This window comes from Streptomyces sp. NPDC107538 (genome assembly GCF_055657445.1).
The window spans coordinates 119,112-143,590 of record NZ_JBVKAY010000002.1 but is presented as its reverse complement, the minus strand read 5'-3'; the positions used below and the strand labels follow the sequence as shown (position 1 = coordinate 143,590).

24 protein-coding genes are annotated in these 24,479 nt (G+C 72.1%); 10 read left to right on the top strand and 14 right to left on the bottom strand.

The window, feature by feature from the left end:
• Positions 1-364 precede the first annotated feature (364 nt).
• The 5 genes from ACZ7MG_RS06490 (at position 365) to ACZ7MG_RS06470 (ending at position 6,352) form a co-directional block, all read left to right on the top strand.
• Positions 365-3,292: a sensor histidine kinase gene (locus ACZ7MG_RS06490; protein ID WP_471387431.1), complete on the top strand. Its 2,928-nt coding sequence runs from the start codon at positions 365-367 to the stop codon at positions 3,290-3,292.
• Positions 3,289-3,810, top strand: coding sequence for a roadblock/LC7 domain-containing protein (locus ACZ7MG_RS06485; protein WP_471387429.1), 522 nt, complete (start codon positions 3,289-3,291; stop codon positions 3,808-3,810). The genes ACZ7MG_RS06490 and ACZ7MG_RS06485 overlap by 4 nt, the downstream gene beginning before the upstream one ends.
• On the top strand, positions 3,807-4,298 hold the full coding sequence (locus ACZ7MG_RS06480) for a DUF742 domain-containing protein (RefSeq protein WP_471387426.1): 492 nt from the start codon (positions 3,807-3,809) through the stop codon (positions 4,296-4,298). Before ACZ7MG_RS06485 ends, ACZ7MG_RS06480 begins: the two co-directional genes overlap by 4 nt.
• Positions 4,299-4,425: 127 nt before the next feature.
• Entirely contained in the window at positions 4,426-5,052 is a 627-nt protein-coding gene (locus ACZ7MG_RS06475; RefSeq protein WP_471388256.1) for a GTP-binding protein, read from the top strand.
• Between the two features lie 64 nt (positions 5,053-5,116).
• Positions 5,117-6,352, top strand: a complete 1,236-nt coding sequence (locus ACZ7MG_RS06470) for a styrene monooxygenase/indole monooxygenase family protein (protein ID WP_471387424.1) — start codon at positions 5,117-5,119, stop codon at positions 6,350-6,352.
• Between the two features lie 163 nt (positions 6,353-6,515).
• Here the strand turns inward: ACZ7MG_RS06470 and ACZ7MG_RS06465 are convergent, their stop codons facing one another.
• From ACZ7MG_RS06465 to ACZ7MG_RS06450, 4 genes are all read right to left on the bottom strand, one after another.
• A complete protein-coding gene (locus ACZ7MG_RS06465; protein ID WP_471387422.1) occupies positions 6,516-7,250 on the bottom strand; it encodes a coiled-coil domain-containing protein in 735 nt (244 codons plus the stop codon).
• Positions 7,251-7,352: 102 nt separating this feature from the next.
• Positions 7,353-7,694, bottom strand: coding sequence for a hypothetical protein (locus ACZ7MG_RS06460; RefSeq protein WP_471387419.1), 342 nt, complete (start codon positions 7,692-7,694; stop codon positions 7,353-7,355).
• A 34-nt stretch (positions 7,695-7,728) separates the two neighbouring features.
• On the bottom strand, positions 7,729-8,454 hold the full coding sequence (locus tag ACZ7MG_RS06455; RefSeq protein ID WP_471387416.1) for a TetR/AcrR family transcriptional regulator: 726 nt from the start codon (positions 8,452-8,454) through the stop codon (positions 7,729-7,731).
• Positions 8,455-8,715: 261 nt separating this feature from the next.
• Positions 8,716-9,672 carry an AurF N-oxygenase family protein gene (locus ACZ7MG_RS06450; protein ID WP_471395238.1) on the bottom strand — a complete coding sequence of 319 codons (957 nt, stop codon included), beginning with the start codon at positions 9,670-9,672 and terminating at the stop codon, positions 8,716-8,718.
• Between the two features lie 123 nt (positions 9,673-9,795).
• Here ACZ7MG_RS06450 and ACZ7MG_RS06445 point away from each other — a divergent pair, with 123 nt between their 5' ends.
• Entirely contained in the window at positions 9,796-10,647 is an 852-nt protein-coding gene (locus tag ACZ7MG_RS06445) for a hypothetical protein (RefSeq protein ID WP_471395336.1), read from the top strand.
• Here ACZ7MG_RS06445 and ACZ7MG_RS06440 read toward each other — a convergent pair.
• The 7 genes from ACZ7MG_RS06440 to ACZ7MG_RS06410 all read right to left on the bottom strand — a co-directional run bounded on the left by ACZ7MG_RS06440 (position 10,640) and on the right by ACZ7MG_RS06410 (position 17,518).
• On the bottom strand, positions 10,640-11,152 hold the full coding sequence (locus ACZ7MG_RS06440; RefSeq protein ID WP_471395239.1) for a DUF3291 domain-containing protein: 513 nt from the start codon (positions 11,150-11,152) through the stop codon (positions 10,640-10,642). The genes ACZ7MG_RS06445 and ACZ7MG_RS06440 overlap by 8 nt on opposite strands.
• 87 nt (positions 11,153-11,239) lie before the next feature.
• A complete protein-coding gene (locus ACZ7MG_RS06435; protein ID WP_471395240.1) occupies positions 11,240-12,703 on the bottom strand; it encodes a penicillin-binding transpeptidase domain-containing protein in 1,464 nt (487 codons plus the stop codon).
• Positions 12,700-14,241, bottom strand: a complete 1,542-nt coding sequence (locus tag ACZ7MG_RS06430) for an FtsW/RodA/SpoVE family cell cycle protein (protein WP_471395241.1) — start codon at positions 14,239-14,241, stop codon at positions 12,700-12,702. Before ACZ7MG_RS06430 ends, ACZ7MG_RS06435 begins: the two co-directional genes overlap by 4 nt.
• Positions 14,242-14,306: 65 nt before the next feature.
• The gene (locus tag ACZ7MG_RS06425) at positions 14,307-14,666 is read right to left on the bottom strand and encodes an SH3 domain-containing protein (RefSeq protein ID WP_471395242.1); all 360 of its coding nucleotides are present in this window, start codon (positions 14,664-14,666) and stop codon (positions 14,307-14,309) included.
• A 159-nt stretch (positions 14,667-14,825) separates the two neighbouring features.
• A complete protein-coding gene (locus ACZ7MG_RS06420; protein WP_471395243.1) occupies positions 14,826-16,097 on the bottom strand; it encodes an ATP-binding protein in 1,272 nt (423 codons plus the stop codon).
• Entirely contained in the window at positions 16,094-16,921 is an 828-nt protein-coding gene (locus tag ACZ7MG_RS06415; protein WP_471395244.1) for a hypothetical protein, read from the bottom strand. The genes ACZ7MG_RS06420 and ACZ7MG_RS06415 overlap by 4 nt, the downstream gene beginning before the upstream one ends.
• Before the next feature lie 93 nt (positions 16,922-17,014).
• Positions 17,015-17,518 (bottom strand): protein-tyrosine phosphatase family protein, encoded by a 504-nt coding sequence (locus ACZ7MG_RS06410; protein ID WP_471395337.1) that lies wholly within the window; start codon positions 17,516-17,518, stop codon positions 17,015-17,017.
• 161 nt (positions 17,519-17,679) lie between these two features.
• Between ACZ7MG_RS06410 and ACZ7MG_RS06405 the strand changes: the two genes are divergently transcribed.
• Positions 17,680-18,483, top strand: coding sequence for a nuclease-related domain-containing protein (locus ACZ7MG_RS06405; protein WP_471395245.1), 804 nt, complete (start codon positions 17,680-17,682; stop codon positions 18,481-18,483).
• Positions 18,484-18,530: 47 nt separating this feature from the next.
• On the opposite strand, the gene ligD is transcribed toward ACZ7MG_RS06405, so the two are convergent.
• From ligD to ACZ7MG_RS06390, 3 genes are all read right to left on the bottom strand, one after another.
• A complete protein-coding gene (ligD, locus tag ACZ7MG_RS06400) occupies positions 18,531-19,412 on the bottom strand; it encodes a non-homologous end-joining DNA ligase (protein ID WP_471395246.1) in 882 nt (293 codons plus the stop codon).
• 57 nt (positions 19,413-19,469) lie between these two features.
• Positions 19,470-21,869 (bottom strand): ATP-binding cassette domain-containing protein, encoded by a 2,400-nt coding sequence (locus ACZ7MG_RS06395; protein WP_471395247.1) that lies wholly within the window; start codon positions 21,867-21,869, stop codon positions 19,470-19,472.
• Positions 21,870-22,030: 161 nt separating this feature from the next.
• Positions 22,031-22,438 carry a VOC family protein gene (locus tag ACZ7MG_RS06390; RefSeq protein ID WP_471395248.1) on the bottom strand — a complete coding sequence of 136 codons (408 nt, stop codon included), beginning with the start codon at positions 22,436-22,438 and terminating at the stop codon, positions 22,031-22,033.
• A 182-nt stretch (positions 22,439-22,620) separates the two neighbouring features.
• Here ACZ7MG_RS06390 and ku point away from each other — a divergent pair, with 182 nt between their 5' ends.
• The 3 genes from ku to ACZ7MG_RS06375 are packed head-to-tail and all read left to right on the top strand — an operon-like array spanning position 22,621 to position 24,459.
• Positions 22,621-23,748 (top strand): non-homologous end joining protein Ku, encoded by a 1,128-nt coding sequence (gene ku, locus ACZ7MG_RS06385; protein WP_471395249.1) that lies wholly within the window; start codon positions 22,621-22,623, stop codon positions 23,746-23,748.
• Between the two features lie 25 nt (positions 23,749-23,773).
• Positions 23,774-24,268: a P-loop nucleotide/nucleoside kinase family protein gene (locus tag ACZ7MG_RS06380; RefSeq protein ID WP_471395250.1), complete on the top strand. Its 495-nt coding sequence runs from the start codon at positions 23,774-23,776 to the stop codon at positions 24,266-24,268.
• Entirely contained in the window at positions 24,265-24,459 is a 195-nt protein-coding gene (locus ACZ7MG_RS06375) for a hypothetical protein (protein ID WP_471395251.1), read from the top strand. The genes ACZ7MG_RS06380 and ACZ7MG_RS06375 overlap by 4 nt, the downstream gene beginning before the upstream one ends.
• Positions 24,460-24,479: the final 20 nt, after the last annotated feature.

Below are 24,479 nucleotides of genomic sequence, written 5' to 3'. Positions count from 1 at the left end.
CCGACAACGGTCGCCGTACGACCCGGACCCGCCGACCGGGGCGCCGGGTTTGGCATGGAATGATCGTCAGCGGTGAGGCGCGGCGGCGAATACTGTCAAAGCGCGTCGCCGACGTCCAACCGGCCCGCTGGGCGGGGCATCGGCACGAGCCGGAGGAACTTGCCCGCCAACTCCCCGGCGAGGTTCACTCCTTCGGGTGGCGGGACTGTTGATGCGGGACCGTCGCCCACCGGCACTGGGAGGGTCGGGAGCCGTACCGGGGGGACGGCTGTGCACGACATACGACTTTCGACCGACGGCGTTCGACCGGTCGACGGATCGTCACCCCGGCCCATGGGTACACGAGTCAGGAATGCGAGCACCGGTGCAGAAGACGCGGCCTCGGCGCGCAGGCAAGAAGGCAGCTTCGAAGGCCTCGGCGGCCTCTGGGAACCAGCAGGGGACGGCGCAGGCCGAGGCCCCCGCCGTCGGCACCGGGCGGAAGGCGCACGTACGCAACCGGCTCATCGTCGCCGTGGCCGTCGTCGCCGCCGCCATAGCGGGTGCCGGGGCACCCTCGATCCTCGCCGCCTCGGAGCAACTGCACGACACCCAGAGCCTGGTCACCCTCGCCGGGCAGACGCAGGAAGCGCTCACGCTGGCGCACGCGCTGGCGGACGAACGCGACGAGGTCACCGCGTACATCGCGGCCGGGCGGCCCGAGTCGGCCGCGCCCAGCAAGCAGCGCAGCGACCGCGTCGACACCCAGGTCGAGGAACTGAGCGCGGACACCGACACTTCGGCCGGGCTGCGGGAGGACATCGAGTCCATCGCCGGCGTCCGGCAGGCGGCGCTCTCCGGGAAGAGCACCGCGCTCGAAGCGCACACGGCGTACACCGCCGTCGTCACCGAACTCCACGCCCTCGCCGAGGAACTCGCCGCCGAACTGCCGCCGCGCGCGGGCGGTGGCGCCTACGCCCTCGCCGAACTCGACACCGCCGTCCAGCAGGCCGCCGCCGCCCGGGGCCTGCTCGTCGCCGCGCTCAGCGTCCCCACGACCACCCAGACGGTCATCGACCCCGCCACGGGGCTGCCCACGACCACGACCGGCGCCTCGGCCGCCGACGCGAAGCAGCGCGACGCCCTCACCGCCGTCGCCCAGCAGGCCCGGGTCCGCTCCGACGCCGCGCTCGCCCACTTCCGCGAGACCGCGCCCGCCGCCGGCCGCTCCTCGTACGACGCCACGGTCACCGGCCCCGAGGCCGACACCGCCGAGAAGTACCTGGCCGACCTCACCGACCAGCCCACGCTCTCCACGGGCGAGGCGGGCACCAGCGCCAAGAAGGTGGGCGCGGCGCTCTCCGCCCGCGTGGACCTGATGCGCGGCGCCGAGTCCTCGCTCTACGACCGGCGCACCAAGGACCTCGCCCAGCTCCGCGACGAGGACGTCACCGCGCTGGAGATCCGGGTCGCCCTCCTCGGCGCGCTGATGCTCCTCGCCGTCGGTGTCGCCACCGGCATGGCCCGCTCCCTCACCCGCCCGCTCGCCGTGCTGCGCATCGGCTCCGCCCGTGTGGCCGGCGACCCGGCGACCGAGGAGCCGGTCAAGTTCACCGGCCGCAACGACGAGTTCGCCCAGGTCGTACGCTCCGTCAACGCGCTCCACGCGCACGCCCTCGCGCTGCACGAGCGGCTCGCGCCCCTGGAGGGCGACCGCAAGCACCTCATCGGCCAGCGCCAGACCATGGCCGACGACCGCGACCGGCTGCGCGCCGAACTCGCCGCCGCCACCGCGCATCTGACGAAGGTCCAGCACAGCGTCCACGCCACCTTCGTCAACCTGGCGCTGCGCACCCTCGGTCTCGTCGAGCGGCAGCTCGCCGTCATCGAGTCCCTGGAGGAGCGCGAGCAGGACCCCGACCGCCTCGCCACCCTCTTCAAGCTCGACCACTTCGCGACCGTCATGCGCCGCCACAGCGAGAACCTCCTCGTACTGGCCGGCCACGAGCACATCCAGCACCACGCCGGCCCCGTCCCGCTCGTGGACGTCGTCCGCGCCGCGGTCAGCGAGATCGAACGCTACGAACGCGTCCGCATCGCCGCGCTGCCGCCGGGCGCGCACGTCGCCGGGTTCGCCGCCGACGACCTCAGCCATCTGCTGGCCGAACTGATGGAGAACGGCACCTCGTTCTCGCCGCCGGAGATGTCCGTCGAGGTCTCCGGCTGGCTGATGGAGAACGGCGAGATCACCCTCTCCGTCCAGGACGGCGGCATCGGCGTCGCCCCCGACCGGCTGGACCGGCTCAACTCCCGCCTCACCGACTTCGATCCCGAGGCGCCCTACGAGCAGGAGGGCGGCGAGGGCCTCGGGCTCGGCCTGTACGTCGTGGCCCGCCTCGCCCACCGGCTCGGCACCCCGGTCCGGCTCCAGCCGCACGACTCGGGCGGCACCGCCGCGGTCGTCGTCCTGCCCAAGGCGCTGCTGGCCCCCACGCCCGCCGTGCCCGTGGGCACCCCGGCCTCCCTCACGCCCCGGCTCACCCTGCCGGGCGCCGACGCCGAGGCCAACTCGAACGTCCTGCCCGGCCGTTCCGTCGCCGTCCGCGAGCCGGAAGGCGACGGCGACCCGCTCATCGAGGCGGCCGAGCGGGCACTGCTGGCGAGGGAGGCCGTGGGGACGGCCGCCGACGCCGCCGACTTCGCCGACACGGCGGAGGCCGCCGGGACCGTCGTACCGGAAGACGACGGACCCGACGGCGGAACCGGTCCCGGAACCAGTCCCGGGAGCGGGACCGAGTCCGTGTCCGAGACGACGATGGAGCTCTTCGCTCCGGTGGCCCCGGGGAAGGGCGCCGACGAGGACATCGTCGAGGACATCGCCGAGGAGGACCAGGACCCGTACGCGCACGAGAACCCGTACGACGCGCACGAGAACCCGTACACGGGCGATCCCGACACCCATGAGCGGGCCGACGCCGAGGAGGGGAACGCGGCGCGCACGGTGGCGGGGCCACGGGGCGAGGAGCCCCCGCGGCTCACGGACAAGGGCCTGCCCAAGCGCACGCCCAGGATCACCGCGCCCACGCCCATGCCTCCCCGGCCGCGCGCCGGGGGCGTGAACGCCGAGGAACTGCGCCGTAGGCTCGGCGGGTTCCACCAGGGGGCCAGCCAGGGACGCCGTGACGTCGAGGCGGAGATCGCCGAGCAGTCGGGTGAGACGCGGATGCCCCTGGCGCACGAGCACGTGGCACATGAGTACCGGACAGAGGCAGTTGACACCACGGGGGGCACTTCCGAGGAGGAAAGCAGTTGACCGCGCCCATTACCTTCGGACTGAGCAGTGAAGCCCGCAACCTGCACTGGCTCCTGACCAACCTCGTCGAGGAGGTGCCGGGGCTGCTGTCGGTCGCGGTGGTCTCCTCCGACGGCCTGCTGCTGCTCTCCTCCGACCCCGGCAGAAACGCCGAGGCCCGCCAGGTCCGGGAAGAGCGCCCGCAGAGCCCCCGGGGCTCCGCCGCCGACCTGGCCACCATCGTCTCCGGCATCGGCAGCCTCACCATCGGCGCCGCCAAGCTGATGGAGTTCGGCGGGGTCAAGCAGACGATGGTCGCCATGGACCACGGCAGCCTCTTCGTGATGTCGATCAGCGACGGCTCGCTGCTCGGGGTGCACGGCTCACCGGACTGCGACATGAGCGTGGTGGCGTACCACATGGCGCTCTTCGTCGGCCGCGCCGGCCATGTCCTCACCCCGGAGCTCCGCAGCGAACTGCGCAAGTCCCTGGAGGCCGAGTCCCAGAAGGAGACCGAGGCCGCCGGGAGCCGTCGATGAGCGGCCCGCGGCAGAGTACGAAGGGCGCGAAGGGCGGCGCCAAGGGCGCGCAGAGTCACGCCAAGGGCGTGAAGGGAGCGGCGGGCGCGAAGAGCGCCAACAAGCTCCCCGTGCGCGGCGGCGACCGCAAACCCGCCCGCGTACGCCCCTACTCGCTCACCGGCGGCCGCACCCGCTTCGGCCACGTCCTGCACGTGGAGACCTTCGTCGCCGTACTCGAAGCCCCGGCGGAGCGGCGGGAGTTGCCGAATGGTTCACTCAACTCCAAGGTGATGCCCGAGATGCGGGCCATCGTCGAACTCTGCCGCCGTATGCGGACGGTGGCGGAGATCGCCGCGCTGCTGAAGATGCCGCTCGGCGTGGTCCGCGTCCTCCTCAGCGATCTCGCGGACCAGGGAAAGATCCGTGTGTACGGAACAGGTCACGGACCGGGCCAGCCGGACCGCGCTCTGCTGGAAAGGGTGCTGAGTGGACTCCGCCGTCTCTGACGCCGCCTCGGCCGGCGTCACCCCCGACGCCTCGGCCGGCGTCACCCCGGGCGTCAAGGACGACGCCCCCCGCGTCCATGTCGACGCGCACGCCGCCCGGCTCGATGCCGGTTCCCTGCGCGTCGACGTGGACGACGCCCCTCCCGAGGAGGGTGCCGGGGCGGAGCCCGAGGAGGAGCTGAAACCCTGGCAGGCCGACCTCAGCCGGGCCCCCATCGCCACGAAGATCGTGGTGGCGGGCGGCTTCGGCGTCGGCAAGACCACCTTCGTCGGCGCGGTCTCCGAGATCACCCCGCTGCGCACCGAGGCCCTGATGACCGAGGCCAGCGCCGGCACGGACGACCTCTCCGCGACGCCGGACAAGCTGACCACCACCGTGGCCATGGACTACGGCCGCATCACCCTCGACGACGACCTCGTCCTCTACCTGTTCGGCACGCCCGGCCAGGAGCGGTTCTGGTTCATGTGGGACGACATGGTGCGCGGCGCGATCGGCGCGGTCGTCCTCGCCGACACCCGCCGCCTCGGCGACTGCTTCCCGGCGCTCGACTACTTCGAGAGCTGCGGACTGCCGTACATCGTCGCGGTCAACGCGTTCGACGGCAGCGTGCGGTACGAACCCGAGGACGTCCGGGACGCGCTGACCGTACCCGCCCATGTACCTGTCATGATCATGGACGCACGCAAGCGGGCCTCCGCGATGGAGACCCTGCTCGCACTCTGCGGCCACGCGATATCCCTCAGCCCCGAGTAGTCCCCGCGTAGTCCCCGAGCGGGACGCCACGGGACGCCACGGACCAACCAGGAGACCTGTCCGGATGCGGAAGATTCTCGTCGTCGGAGCCGGCCAGTCCGGGCTGCACCTGGCCCTCGGCCTCCAGTCGCACGGGTACGAGGTCACCCTGATGTCCAATCGGACCCCGGACGAGATACGCGCCGGCCGGATCATGTCCACCCAGTGCATGTTCGACTCGGCGCTGCGTCACGAGCGCGATCTCGACCTGAACTTCTGGGAGTCGCAGGCCCCGAGGATCGAGGGCGTCGGTGTCTCCGTCGCCGGCCCGGACGGCGAGCGCGCCGTCGACTGGGTCGGCCGGCTGCGCGGGTACGCCCAGGCCGTGGACCAGCGGGTGAAGATGGCCGGCTGGCTGGAGACCTTCGCCCGGCGCGGCGGCCAGCTGGTCGTGCACGGCGCCGCCGTCTCCGACCTCGACTGGTTCTCCCGGGTCTACGATCTCGTGCTCGTCACCGCGGGCAAGGGCGAACTGGTCCGGATGTTCCCCCGCGACACCGCCCGCTCGCCCTACACCGAGCCTCAGCGCGCGCTCGCCGCGGTCTACGTCCACGGGCTGGGCCCGCGCCCCGAACACCCGGAGTTCGCCGCGGCCCGCTGCAACCTGGTGCCCGGCCTCGGCGAACTCATCGTCCAGCCGGTACTGACCACCTCCGGCCACGCGGACGCGCTCTTCTGGCTGGGCCTGCCCGGCGGGCCGCTCGACGTGTTCGCCGGCGTCCGCGACGCCGAGGAGCAGCTCGCGCTGACCCTGGACCTGATGAAGCGGTACGTTCCCTGGGAGTACGCGCGCACGGCGGGCGTCGAGGTGACGGACCCGGGGGCGGCGCTGACCGGCCGCTACACCCCGGTCGTCCGGAACCCCGTCGGACGGCTGCCCGGCGGCGGGCTGGTGCTGGGCGCCGGGGACGTCGTCGTGGCCAACGATCCGCTGACCGGGCAGGGGGCGAACTCGGCGACCAAGTGTGCGGCCGTCTATCTCGCCGCGATCCTCGACCACGGGGACGGGGAGTTCGACGAGGCGTGGATGCGGCGGACGTTCGAGCGGTTCTGGCGGGTCGTGGGGCCGGTCACCAAGTGGACCAACACGATGTTGGCTCCGCCGGCTGAGCATGTGCTGGGGTTGGTGGGGGCGGCCGAGGGGTTGCCGGTGGTGGCGGATCGTTTTGCCAATGGGTTCGATGATCCGGCGGATTTTGAGAGTTACTTCTATGACGCGGAGAAGACTCGGGCGTATCTCGCGGAGGTCGCGGGGGGTTAGGGGCGGGCGCCTTCCGGGGTGGGGGTGCGGGTCGCTTTGGCGGGTGCGGGTGCGGGGGTTTGTTGGCGGGTGCGGGTCCGGTGGGGCTTCTCGCGCAGTTCCCCGCGCCCCTGAAAGAGCGGGGCTGCGCCCCTGCTCTTTCAGGCCGACAGAACCCCGCGTCCTAAGAGACCTGGGTGTCCGGCGGCTTCGGAGAGTCGGCCTTGGTGCTCTTCTCCGCCTTCTTGATGTCGGCCAGCTGTTCGGGGGTGAGGGAGGCGAGGAGCTTCTCGATCTCGTTCAGGCGGACGGACGCGGTGTCGTGGTGTCTCCTGTGCTGCTCGGCGAGGGTGAGTTGGCGGTCCAGGGCCGCGCGGGCGCGGCGGGCGAGGGTGGCGGTGTCCTGTTCGTTGCCGAGCAGGCGTTCGATCGTGTCGGCGCGTTCCCGGGCGACCTGGTCGATGACGTGGCCCTCCTCCAGGGCCCGGTGCGGATCGCGGGTCATCAGCAGGCGGACGTACGGGGAGAGCGCGGTGCTGCTGTTCTGGTACTGCTGCCGGGCCAGCCGGCCGGCCGCGCCCCGGCTGTCGTACAGGGAGAGGCGGGCCGCCGCGAGGCGGTGGTCGAGGCGGGTCACCTCGGCCCGCTGCCGGGTCAGTTCGTCGCCGGTCACGTCGTAGGCGGCGGTGGCCTCCTCGGCCTCGCGGTGGAGCCGCCGGAGGTCGGTGAGGAGGTCGGCGACCGAGCGGGTTCCGGGGGCCGCCTGGGACTCGGTCTCGGTGTCGCCGGTCATCGTGTCGTCGGCCGCCGGGGGCTTCGGCGCGGCCAGTGCCGGGGCGGGGGGTGTGCCGATGAGGGCGCCGGCCGTGAGGGCCGTGACCGTCGCCGTACCGACCAGGCGGAGAAGCCTTCCTGACACGTCATCACCTCCGGTGCGGAGGTGGGCCGTCCACCTCGCACCGGCAGATTGGGGGGCGTGCGGGGCGGGCGCGCGCCGGGTGGACCGTTCGGCGCCGGAGTGTCACCCGTCGGTGGGGCGCGGCCGGTCGGGCGGCGTGGCGGATTGCCCGCCCGGCGTGCCCGGGGTGCCGGGGGCGGCCGGGGTGCCGGGCTTGGACCACGGCCACTTCAGGCGGCGGCTCGGGTCCGCGTCCGGGGCGTACTCGTACTTCCACAGCTGGTGCAGAAGGCCGCCCCGGCCGGCGTCGACCCGGCGGTAGACGAGGACGGTCGGGGGACCGCCGGCCGCGTCGGGCACCGGGACCCGGTACGTCTTCGGGGGGTGCCCGGTGATGCCGAGCAGCACGGGCAGGACGCGCCCGTCGAGGGGGCCGCCCACGAAGGGGGTGTCTTGGCTCTTCACCGGACCAGTGTCACAGCCGATGGCCCGGCCGGTGTCACAGCAGGTGCCCGGCGTCGCCGACCACGGGCAGGACCCGGCGGGCCAGGGCGGCGACGGCGCCGTCCGGGGTCTCGACGGTGAGGGCGTGCCGGACGGCGGCGGCGGTCTGCGGGTCGCGTCCGGCGGTCGCGGTGAGACAGGCGACGAACTGCTCCACGAGCCAGTCGCGCAGCTCGGCGACGTCCGGCCGCTTGCCCTCGTCGAGCCAGATCAGCGAGGCGGCCTCCACGGAGGTGATCCACATCCGGACGGTCATCCGCAGCGGCAGGCCCGGCTCGGCCACGTCGATGTGGCGCAGGATGTGGTCGGCGGCGGCGCGTCGGACGCCGTCCACGATGGCCGTCGCGCGGGAGGTCTCCACGACGCTGCCGCCCTGGAGGAGGGCGCTGAACCCGGTGTCGTGCCCGTCCACGAAGGCCAGATAACGGTCCAGGGCGCGGGCCAGGCGGCTGGTGAGGGGGCCCTCGGCGGGCTCGTCGAAGCAGTGCTCCAGCTCCTCGGCGGCGGAGCGCAGGGCCGCCTCGTAGAGCTGCTGCTTGCCGCCGGGGAAGTAGCGGTACACGAGGGGGCGCGAGACGCCGGCCGCCTCCGCGACGTCGTCCAGGGACACGTCCTCCGGCGCGTGGTGCGCGAACAGCTCCAGCGCGGCGTCCAGCAGCTGGCCGCGCCGCTCCTCGACGCTCAGTCGGCGGTACGCGCGGGTGGGGGCGTCGGGCGTCATACGGTGCAGGGTAGTCGGGGGCGCGTGAGGGGGTGGGGGTGCGGGGTTCGTCGGCGGGTGCGGGTCCGGTGGGGGCTGGTCGCGCAGTTCCCCGCGCCCCTGAAAAAGCGGGGCTGCGCCCCTGCTTTTTCGGCCCGAAGAGCACGGGGCGCAGCCCCGTGCTCTTCAGGGGCGCGGGGAACTGCGCGAGAAGCCCCACGCACCCGCACCCGCCGACGAACCCCGCACCCCCCACCCCCTCACGCGCCCCCGCCCACACCCCTACGCCAGCAACCCCGAAGACCTCCACATCCGCCGCCCCACACCCCGCAACACCCCGATGTCGTCCAGAAAGTCGGTCAACCGCTTCGCACCGGTCTGCATGACCTCCCGCCGGTGCCCACTCGCCCGCACCTGGGCGACAGCCACCCGCTGGTCGAGGCCGACGTTCGAGTAGACGTCGGGGTTGATGAACGCGACGGCGAAGACGCGGGCGAACTCGCCGGAGGTGACCCGGGTGAAGCTCCGGGACAGCCGCGGAGCGGTCACCATCTGACGGCGCAGCTCCTCACGGGCGTACCGCACATGCCGGGCCTCCTCGACCACATGGATACGGGTGACGCCCCGGATGAGCGGCTGGACCCGCTCGTCCGGGAAGGTCAGCCGCTGCATCCAGTCGAGGATCTCCTCGCCGAGCAGGGTGGAGGTGAAGGAGCCGGGGGTCGTCGAGACCGTCTTGAACAGGCGGCCCAGATTGTGGTGCAGCCGGCTCACCGGGTAGTACGGGGTGTCACCCTTGCTGATCAGCCGGGCGAACATCTTCGAGTGCCGGCACTCGTCCTCGATCTCGGTGAGCGCGTAGCGCACATGCGCGCTGGTCGCGGCCTTGTCGTAGATGTGCCGCACGAGCAGCTGCATGAGGATGATCTCGAACCAGATGCCGAGGGAGGCCAGCGCCGCCGCCTCGTGCTGGGACAGCGCGATCCGCTGCTCCTCCGACATCTTCCGCCACATCGGCGTCCCGTACAGGGAGACCAGCTCCGGCGGCCAGTACCACTTCCCCTCCTCGAAGGGGGCGTCCCAGTCCAGCTCCTTGTCCGGGTCGAAGGAGTGCTTCGCGGAGGACACGAGCAGTCGTTCGGCCACCTGTTCGCGGTCCTTGAGGAGCCCGAGCGCGTCGCGCAGGACCTCCGCCTCCGACACGGGGTTCGTCGAGTTCACCGAGGTCACCGTAGTCATGCTGTCGCAGCTCCTCGTACGGGAGTTCAGGTAGTTACCAGCGGTCACCGCTTATGAGACTACTTGTCAGCAAGGCCGTCAATCCTTTGCGCACCACTTGTGGAGTACCGTGCTGGCGTGTCCATGCCTCCACCGCCCCAGCAGCCCGGCCCCTACGGCCAACAGCCGTACGGTCAGCAGCCCCAGCCCCAGCCGCACCCCCAGCCGGGTCCGTACGGCCAGCCGTTTCCGCAGCAGCAGCAGCAGCCGCCGCCGTACGGTCAGCAGCCGTACCCGCCGCAGCAGCCGTACGGCGGGCCGCCCCAGCCCGGCGGATGGCAGCCCGCGCCGCCGCCGAAGAGCCGGGTGGGGCTGGTCCTCGGGATCGTCGGCGGGGTCGTCGCCCTCGCGGTGGCCGGGGCCGTCGGCCTGTGGGTCGTCGGGACGCAGAGTTCGAGCGGTTTCCCGGAGGCCGAGTACCGGCTCGTGCTGCCCGAGACCGTGCTGGACGGTGAGTACAAGCTGGCCCAGGACCTCTCCGACACCACGGGGAAGCAGGTGGAGGAGGAGGCGGACGGCGCCTTCGACGCGCGTGATGTCACGGCCGCCGTCGCGCAGTACGCGCCCCAGGAGGACGGCACCGAGGGCGCGTTGATCGTCTCGGGCATGTACGGACGGTTCAAGAACACCGACGCCGCCCGCGACAACATGCTCAAGGGCGCGGCCGGGGTCGACTCGATCACGGTGGCCGTGCCGCCCGAGGACTACACCCCGGACGGCTCGGACACCACCATCAGCTGTCAGGTCGTCACCCAGGACCAGGCCGGGACCGAGGTCACGTACCCGATGTGCGCCTGGGCCGACGGCAACACCGGGGCCTCCGTCGCGGAGCTGAGCACCGCGAGCGTCGGGCAGGACCCCGAGAAGGTGGATGTGAAGGCCTTCGCCGAGCGCACCCTTCAGGTCCGCGACGAGATCCGGCAGCCGATCAGCTGACGACGGCGGCGGCGTCCGGTGCCGCAGTCGCCTCCGTACCACTCGCCTCCGCCGGTCCCGCCGGGAACGACGTGCGCAGGGTGAAGGCGTACGCGGTCGGGCCGTGGGCCCGGAGGTGGAGGATCCGTTCCTCCGCCTCCGCGACGGTGGGCTGATGCCCGGCCGGGACCCACCAGAGCGCCGTCGCCGCCTCCGCCAGCCGCTCGAACCACTCCCGCCTGCGGGACAGCAGCTCCCGGTGCTGCCCCTGGTACATGAACGCGGTCAGGGCGTCGGCGTCCCGCCACACCGACATGTTGATGATCAGCCACTCGTCGTCGAGGACGGGGATGTCCGTGGAGTTGCCGGATTCGCTCTGGAGACGCCAGACGAAACCGGGGGAGCGGTCCGCGACCGCGTTCACCGGGTCCAGGGCGTCGACGAAGTCCTTGAGCTGCGGGGAGTCCAACGGGGCTTTGAGACGGGCGATGTTGACCTGGGCGAGTTCGTACGTGGCGGTCGTCATGGGGCGCACGATAAGTCGGAGCGGGGCGGGGGTCACCCCGTTTTCTCAGCTGGTGGTCACGGTTCGTCAGGCGCGCGCCGGCGGGCGTCAGCCGGAGGACTTCAGCACCGCCCGCATCACCTCCCGCGCGATCGGCGCCGCGTCGCCGCCCCCGCTGATGTCGCCCCGTACGGCCTCCGCGTCCTCCACCACCACGGCCACGGCCACCTCGGGCTCGATCGCGTCGTCGGACCGGGCCCAGCCGATGAACCAGGCGAAGGGGGTGCCGGAGTTGCCGAGGCCGTGCTGGGCCGTGCCGGTCTTGCCGCCGACGGTGGCGTGACGCAGAGCGGCGTTGGCGCCGGTGCCGTGCTCGACGACGCCCCGCATGAGGTCGCGCAGCCGCCTCGCGGTGGAGGGGTTCATGGCCTGCCGCAGGGGGTGCGGGCCGGAACCGGCCACCGTGCGGCCGCTCGCCGTGGTGGTGCGCTCGACGAGGTACGGCGAGCGCACCGCGCCCCCGTTGGCGACGGCCGCCGTGACCAGCGCCATCTGCAGCGGCGTGGCCCGGGTGTCGTACTGGCCGATGGAGGAGAGCGCCAGCTGCGCCCGGTCCATCTCCGTGTCGAAGCTGCTGGGCGCGACCGAGAACGGGATGCGCAGGTCCGGGTCGTTGAAGCCGAACGCGCGGGCCGAGTCCGTCATGGCGCCGAGGCCCACGTCCACGCCCAGTTTCGCGAAGACCGTGTTGCAGGACCACTCGAAGGCGTACCGCAGCGAGGCGTTCTCGCAACCGTCGACCTCGTTGGACAGGGACGTCCTGGTGCCCGGCAGGGTGTACGGGTCGGGGGAGCGGGTCGGGGCGTCGAGGTCCGTGACCACCCCGGTGTCCAGCGCGGCGGCGGCCGTCACCACCTTGAACGTCGAACCCGGCGGATAGGTCTGCCGCACCGCCCGGTTGAGCATGGGCTTGCCCGCGTCCCCGTTCAGCCGCGCCCATGCCTCGGCCGCCGCGCGCCCGTTGCCGGAGAGTTCGCCCGGGTCGTACGACGGCCGGGAGACCAGCGCCAGCACGCGCCCGGTGGCCGGTTCGAGCGCGGCGACCGCGCCCCGGCGTGCGCCGAGCCCCAGATAGGCCGCCCGCTGGGCCGCTTCCCGGAGCGTGGTGACGACCTCGCCGCCGGCGTTGCGGTCGCGGGTGATGTCGTTCCACAGCGGGAGGAACGACAGCAGCGGGTCGCTGCCGTCGAGGAGCTGGTCCTGCGCGTGCTCCAGGAACGTCGTCCCGTACTCCTGCGAGGCGAAGCCGGTGACCGGCGCGTACAACGGGCCGTCGCGGTAGGTCCGTTCGTACCGCAGCTGCTCCCCGGTGTCCTTCGAGCCGGTCACCGGGCGCCCCTCGACCACGATGTCCCCGCGCGGCTGGCCCCAACGGGCGATCGCCGGGCGGCGGTTGGCGGGACTGTCGTCGTAGGTCCGGGACTGGACGATCTGGACGCGGGTGGCGTTGACGAGGAGCGCGAGCAGCAGCAGGGCGCACAGGGCGGCGGCGCGCCGGATGTACTTGGTCATGCGCCCTTCCCCTCCCGGCCGTTGCCCGACTCCTCCCGGCTGCCGCCCTGCCCCTCCTGGCTGCCGCCCTGCCCCTCCGGGCTGTCGACCGGCCCTTCCCGGAAGTCGCCCGCCCCTTCCCGGAAGTCGCCCGCCCCCTCCCGGCCGGGGCCGGTGAGTGGTGGTGGCCCGGGGTCGTACTGCCGTCTGGCGGAGTCGCTCATCCGCATCAGCAGGGCCACGATGATCCAGTTGGTGACGACGGAGGAGCCGCCCTGGGCGAGGAACGGCATCGCCATCCCGGTGAGGGGGATGAGGCCGGTGACGCCGCCGGCGATGACGAAGACCTGGAGGGCCACGATCGAGGCGAGACCGGTGGCCAGTAGCCGGCCGAAGGGGTCGCGCAGGGCGAGGCCGGTGCGGAAGCCGCGCTCCACCAGCAGGGCGTACAGCAGGAAGATCGCGGCGAGCCCGGCGAGGCCCAGCTCCTCGCCTGCCGTGGCCAGGATGAAGTCCGACTTGGCGGCGAAGCCGATCAGCACGGAGTGGCCGAGGCCCAGTCCGGTGCCGAGCAGCCCGCCGGCCGCGAACGCGAAGAGGGACTGGGCGAGTTGGCCCGCCCCCTGGCCCGCCTCGATCGACGCGAACGGATGCAGCCAGTCCTCGACCCGGCTGCGCACATGCGGTTCGAGCCGGCCGACGGCCACCGCGCCCACACACGCCAGCAGCAGCCCCACCGCGATCCAGCCGGTGCGGCCCGTCGCCACGTACAGCATGATCACGAACAGGCCGAAGAACAGCAGCGAGGTGCCCAGATCCCGTTCCAGGACCAGGACGCCGACGCTCAGCAGCCAGATGGTGACAATGGGGCCGAGGACGCGTCCGGTGGGCAGTTGGAGGCGCTTGAAGCGCCAGACCTGGCGCCCGGCGTACGCCAGCGCGTTGCGGTTCGCCGCGAGATAGCCGGCGAAGAACAGCGCCAGCAGCACCTTCGCGAACTCGCCCGGCTGGAGGGAGAACCCGGCGATCCGCACCCAGATCCGGGCCCCGTTGACCGGCGGGAACAGGATCGGCAGCGCCAGCAGGGCGAGGGCCGCCACCACCGAGACGTACGCGTACCGCTGGAGCACCCGGTGGTCGCGCAGCAGTGCCACGACCGTGATGAACAGGGCCACCCCGAGCGTCGACCAGTTCAGCTGCGCGGGTGCCGCCTGGTCGGCCGGGGTCTCCAGGTCGAGCCGGTGGATCAGCACCAGCCCCAGGCCGTTGAGCAGCACCGCGATCGGCAGCAGCAGCGGATCGGCGTACGGCGCCCGCAGCCGCACCGCCAGATGGGCCAGCAGCGCGAGCACGCCGAGCCCGGCGCCGTAGTCGGCGGCGCCGGGCGGGACGGTGCCGTTCTTCGCCAGGCCGACGGCGCAGTAGCCGGACACGGAGAGCAGGACGGCCACGACGGTGAGGGTGAACTCGACGCCTCGGCGCCGGAGCAGGCGTACGGCGGGCGGCGGGGACGGGTCCGAGGGATCCGCCGCCAGGGTCGTTCCGGCCTTGGTGGTCATGCCCGGAACTTACCGAAATCAGACCCTTTGGGGATGCCTTGCGCGTCTTGTCGGTGTCTTGTCGCTCAGGCGTCGCACCAGCGCGGCGTCTTGAAGGCCTCGATGTAGCGGGCCGAACCCCAGGCCCAGGTGCCGTTGACGAGCAGGTACCACTGCCCGACGCCGTCGACGACCTGACCGTCGGTCCGGCAGTAGATCTTGACGATCTCGCCGTGGCGCGCGACCCGGATGACCGAGCCGCCACGGGTCGGCGCGCTCCGCAGGATCAGACCGGCAGGGGCGACGACCTCGCCGTCGACGATCTGCTTGCTCTCTCGGGGGTCCTCCTGTCCGACACCGGCGGCGGGCGTCGTGGCCGCGAACGCCACGAGGGCGCCACCGGCAGCCGCTATACCGAACCGCATGAGCAGAATCCGCAGGGACATCTGATGCTCCTCCAGAAGAAAAGGGGGCGAGTCTGACTATTCGCCACGTTAGGAGGAGGGAGGATACGGCGCCTTCCGCGATGGGCCATCAGGGCAGCCCCGCCCTTTTTTGGGGGCGCGAGGCTGTATCCGATATGCGGCTCCGCCGCGTGGGCGCGATCAGCCCCCACTCACCGGAAGTCGCAATACGGCCAACGCACCCCCACCCGGAGCGTTTTCAAATCCCAATCGCGCCCCCAGAACCTCCGCCTGACCCACCGCGATGGTGAGCCCCAGCCCATGCCCCTTGGCGGAACCCTCCGTACGGAACCGCTGCGGCCCCTCAGCCACCAGATACCCCGGAAACCCACCCCCGTGATCCCGCACATAGACGACCGCACCCTCCACGGAAACCACCACCGGAGGTACCCCGTGCTTGTGCGCGTTGGCCACCAGATTCCCCAACACCCGCTCCAGCCGCCGCCGGTCCGTCTCCACCACCGCGTCCTGGACGACCCGCACCTCCGTCTCCCCGCTCGCGTGCGCGGCCACCCGCTCCGCCAGCACCCCGAGCCGGATCGCGTCCACCTCCAGCCGCTCGCTCCCCGCGTCCAGCCGTGAGATCTCCAGCAGATCCTCGGTCAGCGTCCGCAGCGCGGCGACCCGGTCCCGCACCAGCTCCGTCGGCCGCCCCGCCGGCAGCAGCTCGGCCGCCGCGTGCAGCCCGGTCAGCGGCGTCCGCAGCTCATGGGCGACGTCCGCGGTGAACCGCTGTTCGCTCAGCAGCTTCCGCTGCAACGTGGACGCCATGGTGTCGAGCGCGGCGGCCACCGCGGCCACCTCGTCGCGATACCGCTCCGGTTCGGTCGTCCGGGGGTCGCCGACCCGCGCGTCCAGGTCGCCCGCGCTGATCCGCCGGGCCACCTGCGAGGTCGTCCGCAGCCGCCGGGTCACCCCGCCGACGCCGAGCGCGCCCACGACCAGCGTCACCCCGATCGCGAGCGCCGAGGAGCCGATGATGGCCCGGTCCAGGTTCTCGATGGTGGCCGCGCTCTGCGCGTAGTCGATCTGTACGGCGAGGGCACGGCCACCGTCGGCGGGGGCGGCGGCCCACATCGTGGGGTACCCGTCGGCGACCCCGACCATCGTGCCGCGCCGCCCGCTCACCGCCAGCTCGCGCAGCGGCCCCGGCAGCCCGTGGGCGTCGATCCCGGCGTTCGGCGGCAGCCGGTTCCCGGCCTCGTACGCCCGTACCGCCTCGTCGAGCCGGACGAGCGCCCGGGAGCGGGCGTCGCTCACGGTCCGGTTGGTGACGGAGACATGGACGAGGGCGCCGAGCAGCGCGGCCAGCCCGCAGCACATGACCGTGATGAAGGCCAGCGCCTTCCAGGTGAGCGAGGCGGCCCGGCGCGGCAGGCCGAACCGTTTCCGCGACGACCTCGCCGTGCTCACCGCGGATTCACCGAGGCCGACGTGCCGCCCGCGCCACCCGCGCTACCCGCGCCACCCGCGCCACCCGTGCCGCCCACCCGCAGGATCTCGTCCCGGGTGAGCAGCATCGCCAACTGCTCCTCGTCCCAGGTCCACTGGGTGCGGTACTCGTAGCCGACGATCCCCGCGGGCGAGCGGATGATCACCGTCCGTCCGGCCAGTTCGACCGCGATCACGGCGTCGTCGTTGGCCAGCACCTGCACCAGCCGGTCCGCCTGGAACGTGTACATCCGCAGCGCCGTCTGCTTCCCGGGCAGCAGCCGGAACCCGAGCACCATGTCGTCGCGCCCGTCACCGGTGAGGTCCCGGTAGTAGGCCTTGAGGACGGGACACCGGGCACGGTCCCCGCGGTCGCCGTTCCCCCCGCCCCCGCCACCGCCACCGCCACCGCCACCGTCACCGTCACCGCCACCGTCACCGTCACCGTCGCCGCAGTCCGCCATGCGCGCGGCCGTCCCGGCGTAGGGCGCCCCGGACCCCACGTACATGTCGGGGTGCGCCGCGATCTCCGCGCGTACGACGGCAACCGGGTCCACCTCGTGGATGTCCTCGCCGGGGGCCCGGACGCCCTTGACGACCTCGGTCTGTGCCTCGCCGTAGTCGTAGGCGGGGGAGGTGGCGGGCGGCTCCCCGGGCCACAGCCGGGTCGGGCCGCTCGCGGTGGGTGTGGCGCCCGCGCTCGTCAGACCCCCGGAGTCGCCGCAGGCACCCAGCAGCAGGGCGGCGGCCAGGGCGGCCGACGCACCGGCGGCCACCCGCGCGCGGTGACGGAGACGGGGGGACACGGGGGCTCCTGAGGGCGTCGACGCGGTCCCGTCCACCCTATTCGTGCGGAACCGCTCCGCCCGCCCCGTTGCTCCGCCGTCCGGGCGGCGCCGTCAGGTCAGCTCCTCCAGCTCCTCCAGGAGCCGGACCGTCGCCAGACCGGTGTGCAGATACTCCACGAACAGCTCGTTGTGCAGCGCCCACGGTGAACGGCGGGCGCGGATCAGCCGGATCGCCTCCTCGGCGGAGTGCCCGTCACGGATCAGCGCCTGTGCGACGACCAGACCGGACCGGTTGTACCCGCTGTAACAGCGCACGAGGACCCGCTTGCCGTCCTCCAGCGCGTCGCACGCCGCCTGCGCCAGCCGCAGCACGCCCGCCAACTGCGTGCCGTCCAGCGGTCCGTCGGGGATCGGCCACACATGATGCTCGACGCCCTCGTCCGGCCCGTACCCCGGCAGCCGCAGCAGCGTCAGCACCAGGTCGAACTCGTCGTGTACGACCGCGAATTCGATGCCCCCGGCACCGGTCCGCCCCGCGAACTCGTGCCCGCCCATCCACAGTCCGGGCACGATCTCGCTCCACGGTTCCCCCGGAGCGGGAACATCGGCTCGCATCCTGCGCGTCGGCAACGGCGCCTCCCCAAGCCCCTGACGGCAAGCCCCACACGGCAAGCCGCACTCGGCAAGCCCCTGACGGCGGGTCGTCACCCCAAAGGTAACCGGGTTCTTGCCGATGGAGCACCCCGCCTGTTCCCATGGTCGTGGGGTGATGGTGCATGAGCGGACTGCGCGTCATACCGACCTGGCGGCACGGACGGGAGCGCCTGTACGTGTGCCGCACCGACGGGAGGAACATCGCCTGGTACGACCGTGAGGCGGGCCGGGTGAACCTCCTCAGCGAGGAGCGGAGAGAGGAAGTGCTGGCGGTTCTCGGCCCCTTCATCGCGGGCCCGGTCGCGGTGGGCCCGCCGCCCGTGCCGACCCCCGCCGAACTGGCCCGGCTGAGCCTCCACCCGGACGACGACCTGGCCCCCAACCGCCCCGGCGAGGCCCTGCTGATCGCCCTCGACCGCGCCCCCGGACCACCGCGCCGGCTCCGCCCCGACCCGCGCCGCCGCGCCCTGGCCGCCGAGCAGACCGTCGGCGACGCGCTGGACCGGCTGGAGGGCGCCGGCTGGCACACCCTGCACTCCGTGCCGCTGCCCGGCGGCGACCGCATCCACCACCTGGTGCTCGGCCCCGGGGGTCTGTACTGCGTGCGGTCCCTGTACGCCCGCAGGCAGCGGGTCGTCGTCACCGACCCGGTGGTCGCCGTCGGCCGCCACGAGCCCCGCGCGCTGCTGCGCGGGCTGCGCGCCGACGCCGACCGCGCCTCCTACGCCCTCACCGCCGAGGTCCACCCCGTCCTCGCCCTCGCCGAACCCGCCGCCCTCGACATCGCCACACCCCTGCGCGAACTCCGCGTCCTGCGCGACACGGACCTGCCCGAACTCGCCCGCACAGGAGGGGTGTTGAAACCGGCGGACGTCGAGGGCCTGCACGCGACGGCCCGCGACCGGCGGACGTGGACCGGGGTGTAGGCCCCATCGGCGGTGCCGCCTCGGCGGCTACCGGCTCGGCGCCGCCGTCACGGCAGCTCGTGCGCGGCCTCCGGGTCCAGCAGGGGTGCCAGCAGGTCGCCGTAGTCCTGGAGGCGGGGCGCGATGTCGTCGGCCCGGAACACCAGGAGGCCGGGGGAGGCGCACTCCTCGACCTCGGTCCAGGTCACCGGCGCGGAGACGGTCGGCTCGGCGCGGGCGCGCAGGGTGTAGGGCGTGGCGGTGGTCTTGCGGGCGGCGTTCTGGCTCCAGTCGACGAACACCTTGCCGGGGCGCAGACTGCGGGTCATCCGGTGGACGACCCGGCGGGGCAGCGCCTCCTCCGCCTCCACGGCCAGCCTCTTGGCGTACTCCGACACCCGCTCCGAGGACGCCCCGCGCACCGCCGCCAGCAGATGCAGCCCCTTCGACCCGGACGTCTTCGCGTACGCCTCGATCCCGTCCGCCGCGAGCCGCTCCCGCAGCCAGCCGGCCACCTCGCAGCACTCGACGACGGTCGCGGGCGCCCCCGGGTCCAGGTCGAACACCAGCCGGTCGGCCTCGTCGGAGGTACGGACGGTCCACTGCGGGGTGTGGTACTCGGCGACCTGGTTCGACGCCCACATCAGGCTCGCCAGATCCTGCACCAGCACCATCCGGGCCGGGCCCTCCATCCGCCGGACCTCGGCGGTGGTGACCCAGTCCGGGATGCCCGGCGGCACGTTCTTGGTGAAGAAGACCTGGCCGCCCGGCCCGTCCGGGTAGCGGAGGAAGGAGACCGGGCGGTCACGCAGATGCGGCAGCAGGGCGTCCGCCGTGGTGGCGTAGTAGTGCAGCAGCTCGCCCTTGGTGAAGCCCGTCGCCGGGTGGAGGACCTTCTCCAGATTGGAGAGGGCGACCCTGTGGCCCTCCACCTCGGTGATCGGTGTCATGGGAGCCAGAATCCCATGAAACGGTGTGAAAACGGGCGGACCCTATGGCTCTGACGGTCACGCACCCACGTACGCCGCCAAGTGCTCCCCCGTGAGCGTGGAGCGGTCCGCGACCAGGTCGGCCGGGGTGCCCTCGAAGACGATCCGGCCGCCGTCGTGCCCGGCGCCGGGGCCGAGGTCGATGATCCAGTCGGCGTGGGCCATGACCGCCTGGTGGTGCTCGATGACGATCACCGACTTCCCGGCGTCGACCAGCCGGTCCAGCAGCCCGAGCAGTTGCTCCACGTCGGCGAGGTGCAGACCGGTGGTCGGCTCGTCGAGGACGTAGACCCCGCCCTTGTCACCCATGTGGGTGGCCAGCTTCAGCCGCTGCCGCTCGCCGCCGGAGAGCGTGGTCAGCGGCTGGCCGAGGGTGAGATAGCCGAGGCCGACGTCCGCCATCCGCTCGACGATCCGGTGGGCCGCGAGCGTACGCGCCTCGCCCTCGCCGAAGAACCGCTCCGCCTCGGTCACCGACATCGCGAGCACCTCGCTGATGTCCCGGCCGCCGAAGCGGTACTCCAGCACCGACGCCTCGAACCGCTTCCCCTCGCACTCCTCGCACGTGGTGGCCACGCTCTGCATGATCGCCAGGTCGGTGTAGATGACCCCGGCGCCGTTGCAGGTGGGGCAGGCGCCCTCGGAGTTGGCGCTGAAGAGCGCCGGCTTCACGCCGTTGGCCTTGGCGAAGGCCTTGCGGATCGGGTCGGCCAGCCCGGTGTACGTCGCCGGGTTGCTGCGCCGGGAGCCGCGGATCGGCGTCTGGTCGATCGACACCACGCCCTCCTCGGTGGGGACGGAGCCGTGCACCAGCGAACTCTTCCCCGACCCGGCGACCCCGGTGACGACGGTGAGCACACCGAGCGGGATGTCCACGTCGACGTCCTGGAGGTTGTTCGCGCTCGCACCCCGGATCTCCAGCGTCCCGGTGGGCTTGCGGACCGTCTCCTTCAGCGCGGCCCGGTCACCGAGATGCCGGCCGGTGACGGTGTCGCTCGCCCGCAGCCCCTCCAGGGTGCCCTCGAAGCAGACCGTGCCGCCCGCCGTACCGGCGCCGGGGCCGAGGTCCACGACATGGTCGGCGATGGCGATCGTCTCCGGCTTGTGCTCCACGACGAGCACCGTGTTGCCCTTGTCGCGCAGCCGCAGCAGCAGGTTGTTCATCCGCTCGATGTCGTGCGGGTGCAGCCCGATGGTCGGCTCGTCGAAGACGTACGTGACATCGGTGAGCGAGGAACCGAGGTGGCGGATCATCTTCGTCCGCTGCGCCTCACCGCCGGAGAGAGTGCCCGAGGCCCGGTCCAGCGAGAGATAGCCGAGGCCGATCTCCACGAACGAGTCGAGCGTGTAGTGCAGCTTGGCGAGCAGCGGCGCCACCGACGCGTCCTCGATCCCGCGCGCCCACTCGGCGAGGTCGCGGATCTCCATCGCGCAGGCCTCGGCGATATTGATCTTGCTGATCCGCGAGGAACGCGCCAGTTCGCTGAGCCGGGTGCCCTCGCAGTCCGGACAGACGGCGAAGGTGACCGCCCGGTCCACGAACGCCCGGATGTGCGGCTGCATCGACTCGCGGTCCTTGGAGAGGAAGCTCTTCTGCAGCTTCGGGATCAGCCCCTCGTACGTCAGATTGACCCCGTTGATCTTCACCTTGGTCGGCTCGCGGTACAGGAAGTCGTGCCGTTCCTTCTTCGTGTACTTGCCGATCGGCTTCTCCTTGTCGAAGAACCCGGACTCGGCGATCACCCGCACCACCCACCCGTCCCCGGTGTAGGTGGGGATGGTGAACGGGTCCTCGGACAGCGACTTGGACTCGTCGAACAACTGCGTGAGATCGATGTCGGAGACCTTGCCCCGGCCCTCGCAGTGCGTGCACATCCCGCCGGTACGGCTGAACGTCACCTTCTCGGTCTTGGTCTTGTCGGCACCCCGGTCGACCGTCAGCCCGCCGCTCGCCGAGACCGAGGCGACGTTGAACGAGAACGCGCCGGGCGGCCCGATGTGGGGCCTGCCGAGCCGGCTGAACAGGATGCGCAGCATCGCGTTGGCGTCGGTGGCCGTGCCCACGGTGGAGCGCGGGTCGGACCCCATCCGCTGCTGGTCCACGGTGATCGCGGTGGTCAGCCCGTCGAGGACGTCCACCTCGGGCCGGGCCAGGTTCGGCATGAAGCCCTGGAGGAAGGCGCTGTACGTCTCGTTGATCAGCCGCTGTGACTCCGCGGCGATCGTGTCGAACACCAGCGAGCTCTTGCCCGAGCCGGAGACCCCCGTGAACACCGTCAGCCGGCGCTTCGGGATGTCGATGCTGACGTCCTTGAGGTTGTTCTCCCGCGCCCCGTGCACCCGGATCAGATCATGGCTGTCGGCGGCGTGCGGCCCGGGAGACTGCGCCTGCGTCCGCGCCCTCGTGGCCTTGGTCATCGTTCCTCCATCTGTCGGGCGCGGATCCGATCCGCTGGACCGTGGGTGCGGTGGGGGTGCGTGCGGTGGGGGTGGGGGGCAGTGGGAAACAGTACGTGCGGTGGCCGTCCCCTGCGCGTCTTCCGCGCGACTACGGCGAAGGCCGCCAGGGGACTCGTACCTCAGACCTCGTGGACGCGGATCAGGTTGCCCGCGGGATCACGGACCGCGAAGTCACGGACGCCGTACGGCTGCCGCATCGGCTCCTGGACGATCTCGGCGCCGCCCGCCTCCAGCCGCGCGAAGGTGCCGTCGAGATCGGCGGTGGCGAGGAGGACCCGGGCGTACGTCCCCTTGGCCATCATCTCGACGATCACGCGCCGTTCGGCGTCGTCCACGGCGGGGTCGACGGCCGGCGGCTCCAGCACGATGGACGTGTCGGGCTGGCCGGCCGGTCCGACCGTGATCCAGCGCATCCCGTCGTACCCGCCGTCGTTGCGGACCTCGAAGCCGAGGAGGTCGCGGTAGAAGGCGAGGGAGGCGTCCGGATCGTCGTGCGGGAGGAAGCTCGCGTTGATGGTGAGGTCCATGGCCTTCACGCTAGGCGCGCCCGGCCCGCCCGCGCTTCTCGAATCCTGACCGGTCCGGGACCCTGACCGGTCCGGGACAGTGCGGGTCCGTGAGGCGCCCGGCGGCCGACGGGCAGGGGCGGCAGGCCGGAGTTACGGTGTGGACAAACCGGAAGCGGCTACCCGAAAGGTGCGTGCTGCCCGTGCGATCCATCTGGAACGGCGCCATCTCCTTCGGCCTGGTCAGCATCCCGATCAAGCTGGTGAACGCGACCGAGAGCCACTCCGTCTCCTTCCGCCAGGTCCACCTGGAGGACGGCGGCCGCATCCGCTACCGCAAGGTCTGCGAGCTGGAGGACCGTGAGGTGACGCAGGGGGAGATCGGCAAGGCGTACGAGGACGCGGACGGCACGATGATCCCGATCACGGACGAGGATCTGGCGTCGCTGCCCATCCCCACCGCCAAGACGATCGAGATCGAGGGCTTCGTCCCGGCCGAGAGCGTCGACCCGCTCCAGGTGGACGCCGCGTACTACCTCGCCGCGAACGGCGTTCCCGCCGCCAAGCCGTACACCCTGCTCCGCGAGGCGCTCAAGCGCAGCGGCAAGGTCGCGATCTGCAAGTTCGCCCTGCGCGGGCGCGAGCGCCTCGGCATGCTGCGGGTGGTGGACGACGTCCTCGCCATGCACGGCCTGCTCTGGCCCGACGAGATCCGTACGACCGAGGGGGTCGCCCCCGACGCGGCGGTCACCGTCCGCGACAAGGAACTGGACCTCGCGGACGCCCTGATGGACACCCTGGGCGAGGTCGACCTCGACTCCCTCCACGACGACTACCGCGAGGCGGTCGAGGAACTCATCGCCGCGAAGGCCTCCGGCGAGGAGCCCCCCACCGCCCCCGCCCCGGCCCCGGGCGGCAAGGTCCTCGACCTCATGGCCGCCCTGGAGAAGAGCGTCCGGGAAGCCAAGGAATCCCGGGGCGAGTCCGTGGCCGACATCACCCCCCTGCCGCCCCGCCCCACCCCCAAACAACCTTCGGGCAAGAAATCCACCACGACGGCCAAGAAATCCACGGCCGCCCCGAAGAAGACGACGTCCAAGTCGGCCCAGCCCGCCAAGAAGACAGCCACCGCGAAGAAGACAACGGCCAAGAGGACAACACCGACGAAGTCCACATCAACGAGATCGACGGCGACGAAATCGACGGCAACGAGATCGACGGCAACGAGATCGACGGCGACGAAATCGACGGCCACGAAATCGGCGGCGATGGAAAACACCGCGAAGAAGACCCCGGCGAAGAAGACAGCCACCCGCAAACGCTCGGCCTGACCCGCGAGCCCTAGGCTCCGCCTCCATGACGGTTCTGGTCACGGTGTGGGGAGCCTCTCCCGGAGTGGGCAAGTCGACGCTGTGCGCCGGGCTGTCCCGACGGCTGGCTGCCACGGGACTGCGGGTGGACCACTTCCGCGAGGAGGAGATCCTGACCCGACTGCAGTTCGCCGCGGTGGCCGAGGAGTTCAAGGCGACGGGCAGGGTCGGGCGGGGGACACTGATCGCCGCGGCGGCGAGGTTCGTCGACGCGGTCGTGGCGAGCGGCGACGACGTGGTGATCGCGGACGCGCTGATGCCGTTCGTGCCTACGCTGCTGGCCACGGGACACAGCGAAGAGTCGGTCGACGCCTTCCTGACCGACCTCACCGAGGCTCTCGCACGGGTCCGGCCGGTCATGGTCTTTCTCGACGGAAATCCCGAGTCCGCACTGCCCCGAGCCGCGACGCGGGAAGGCGAAGACTGGCTGGACCGGTACGTCGGGAAACTCGCCGGCTCCGAGGTGACTCCCCCCCCGTGACCGACCTCGCTTCGGCGGTGACGTACCTGCGGCACGAACGTGCGGTGACACTCGGCGCGGTCCACCACCAGCACTGGGGCCTCGTCGTGCTCGAACGAGCTGACGAGCGCCCTCCGGACGAGCTCCTGCGGGCCGCCCAGCAGGGCCTGCGGCCATGGCTGAACCGTCCCGGACGGCCCGGGGCTGACTGAAGCGGCCCGAACGGTCCGGG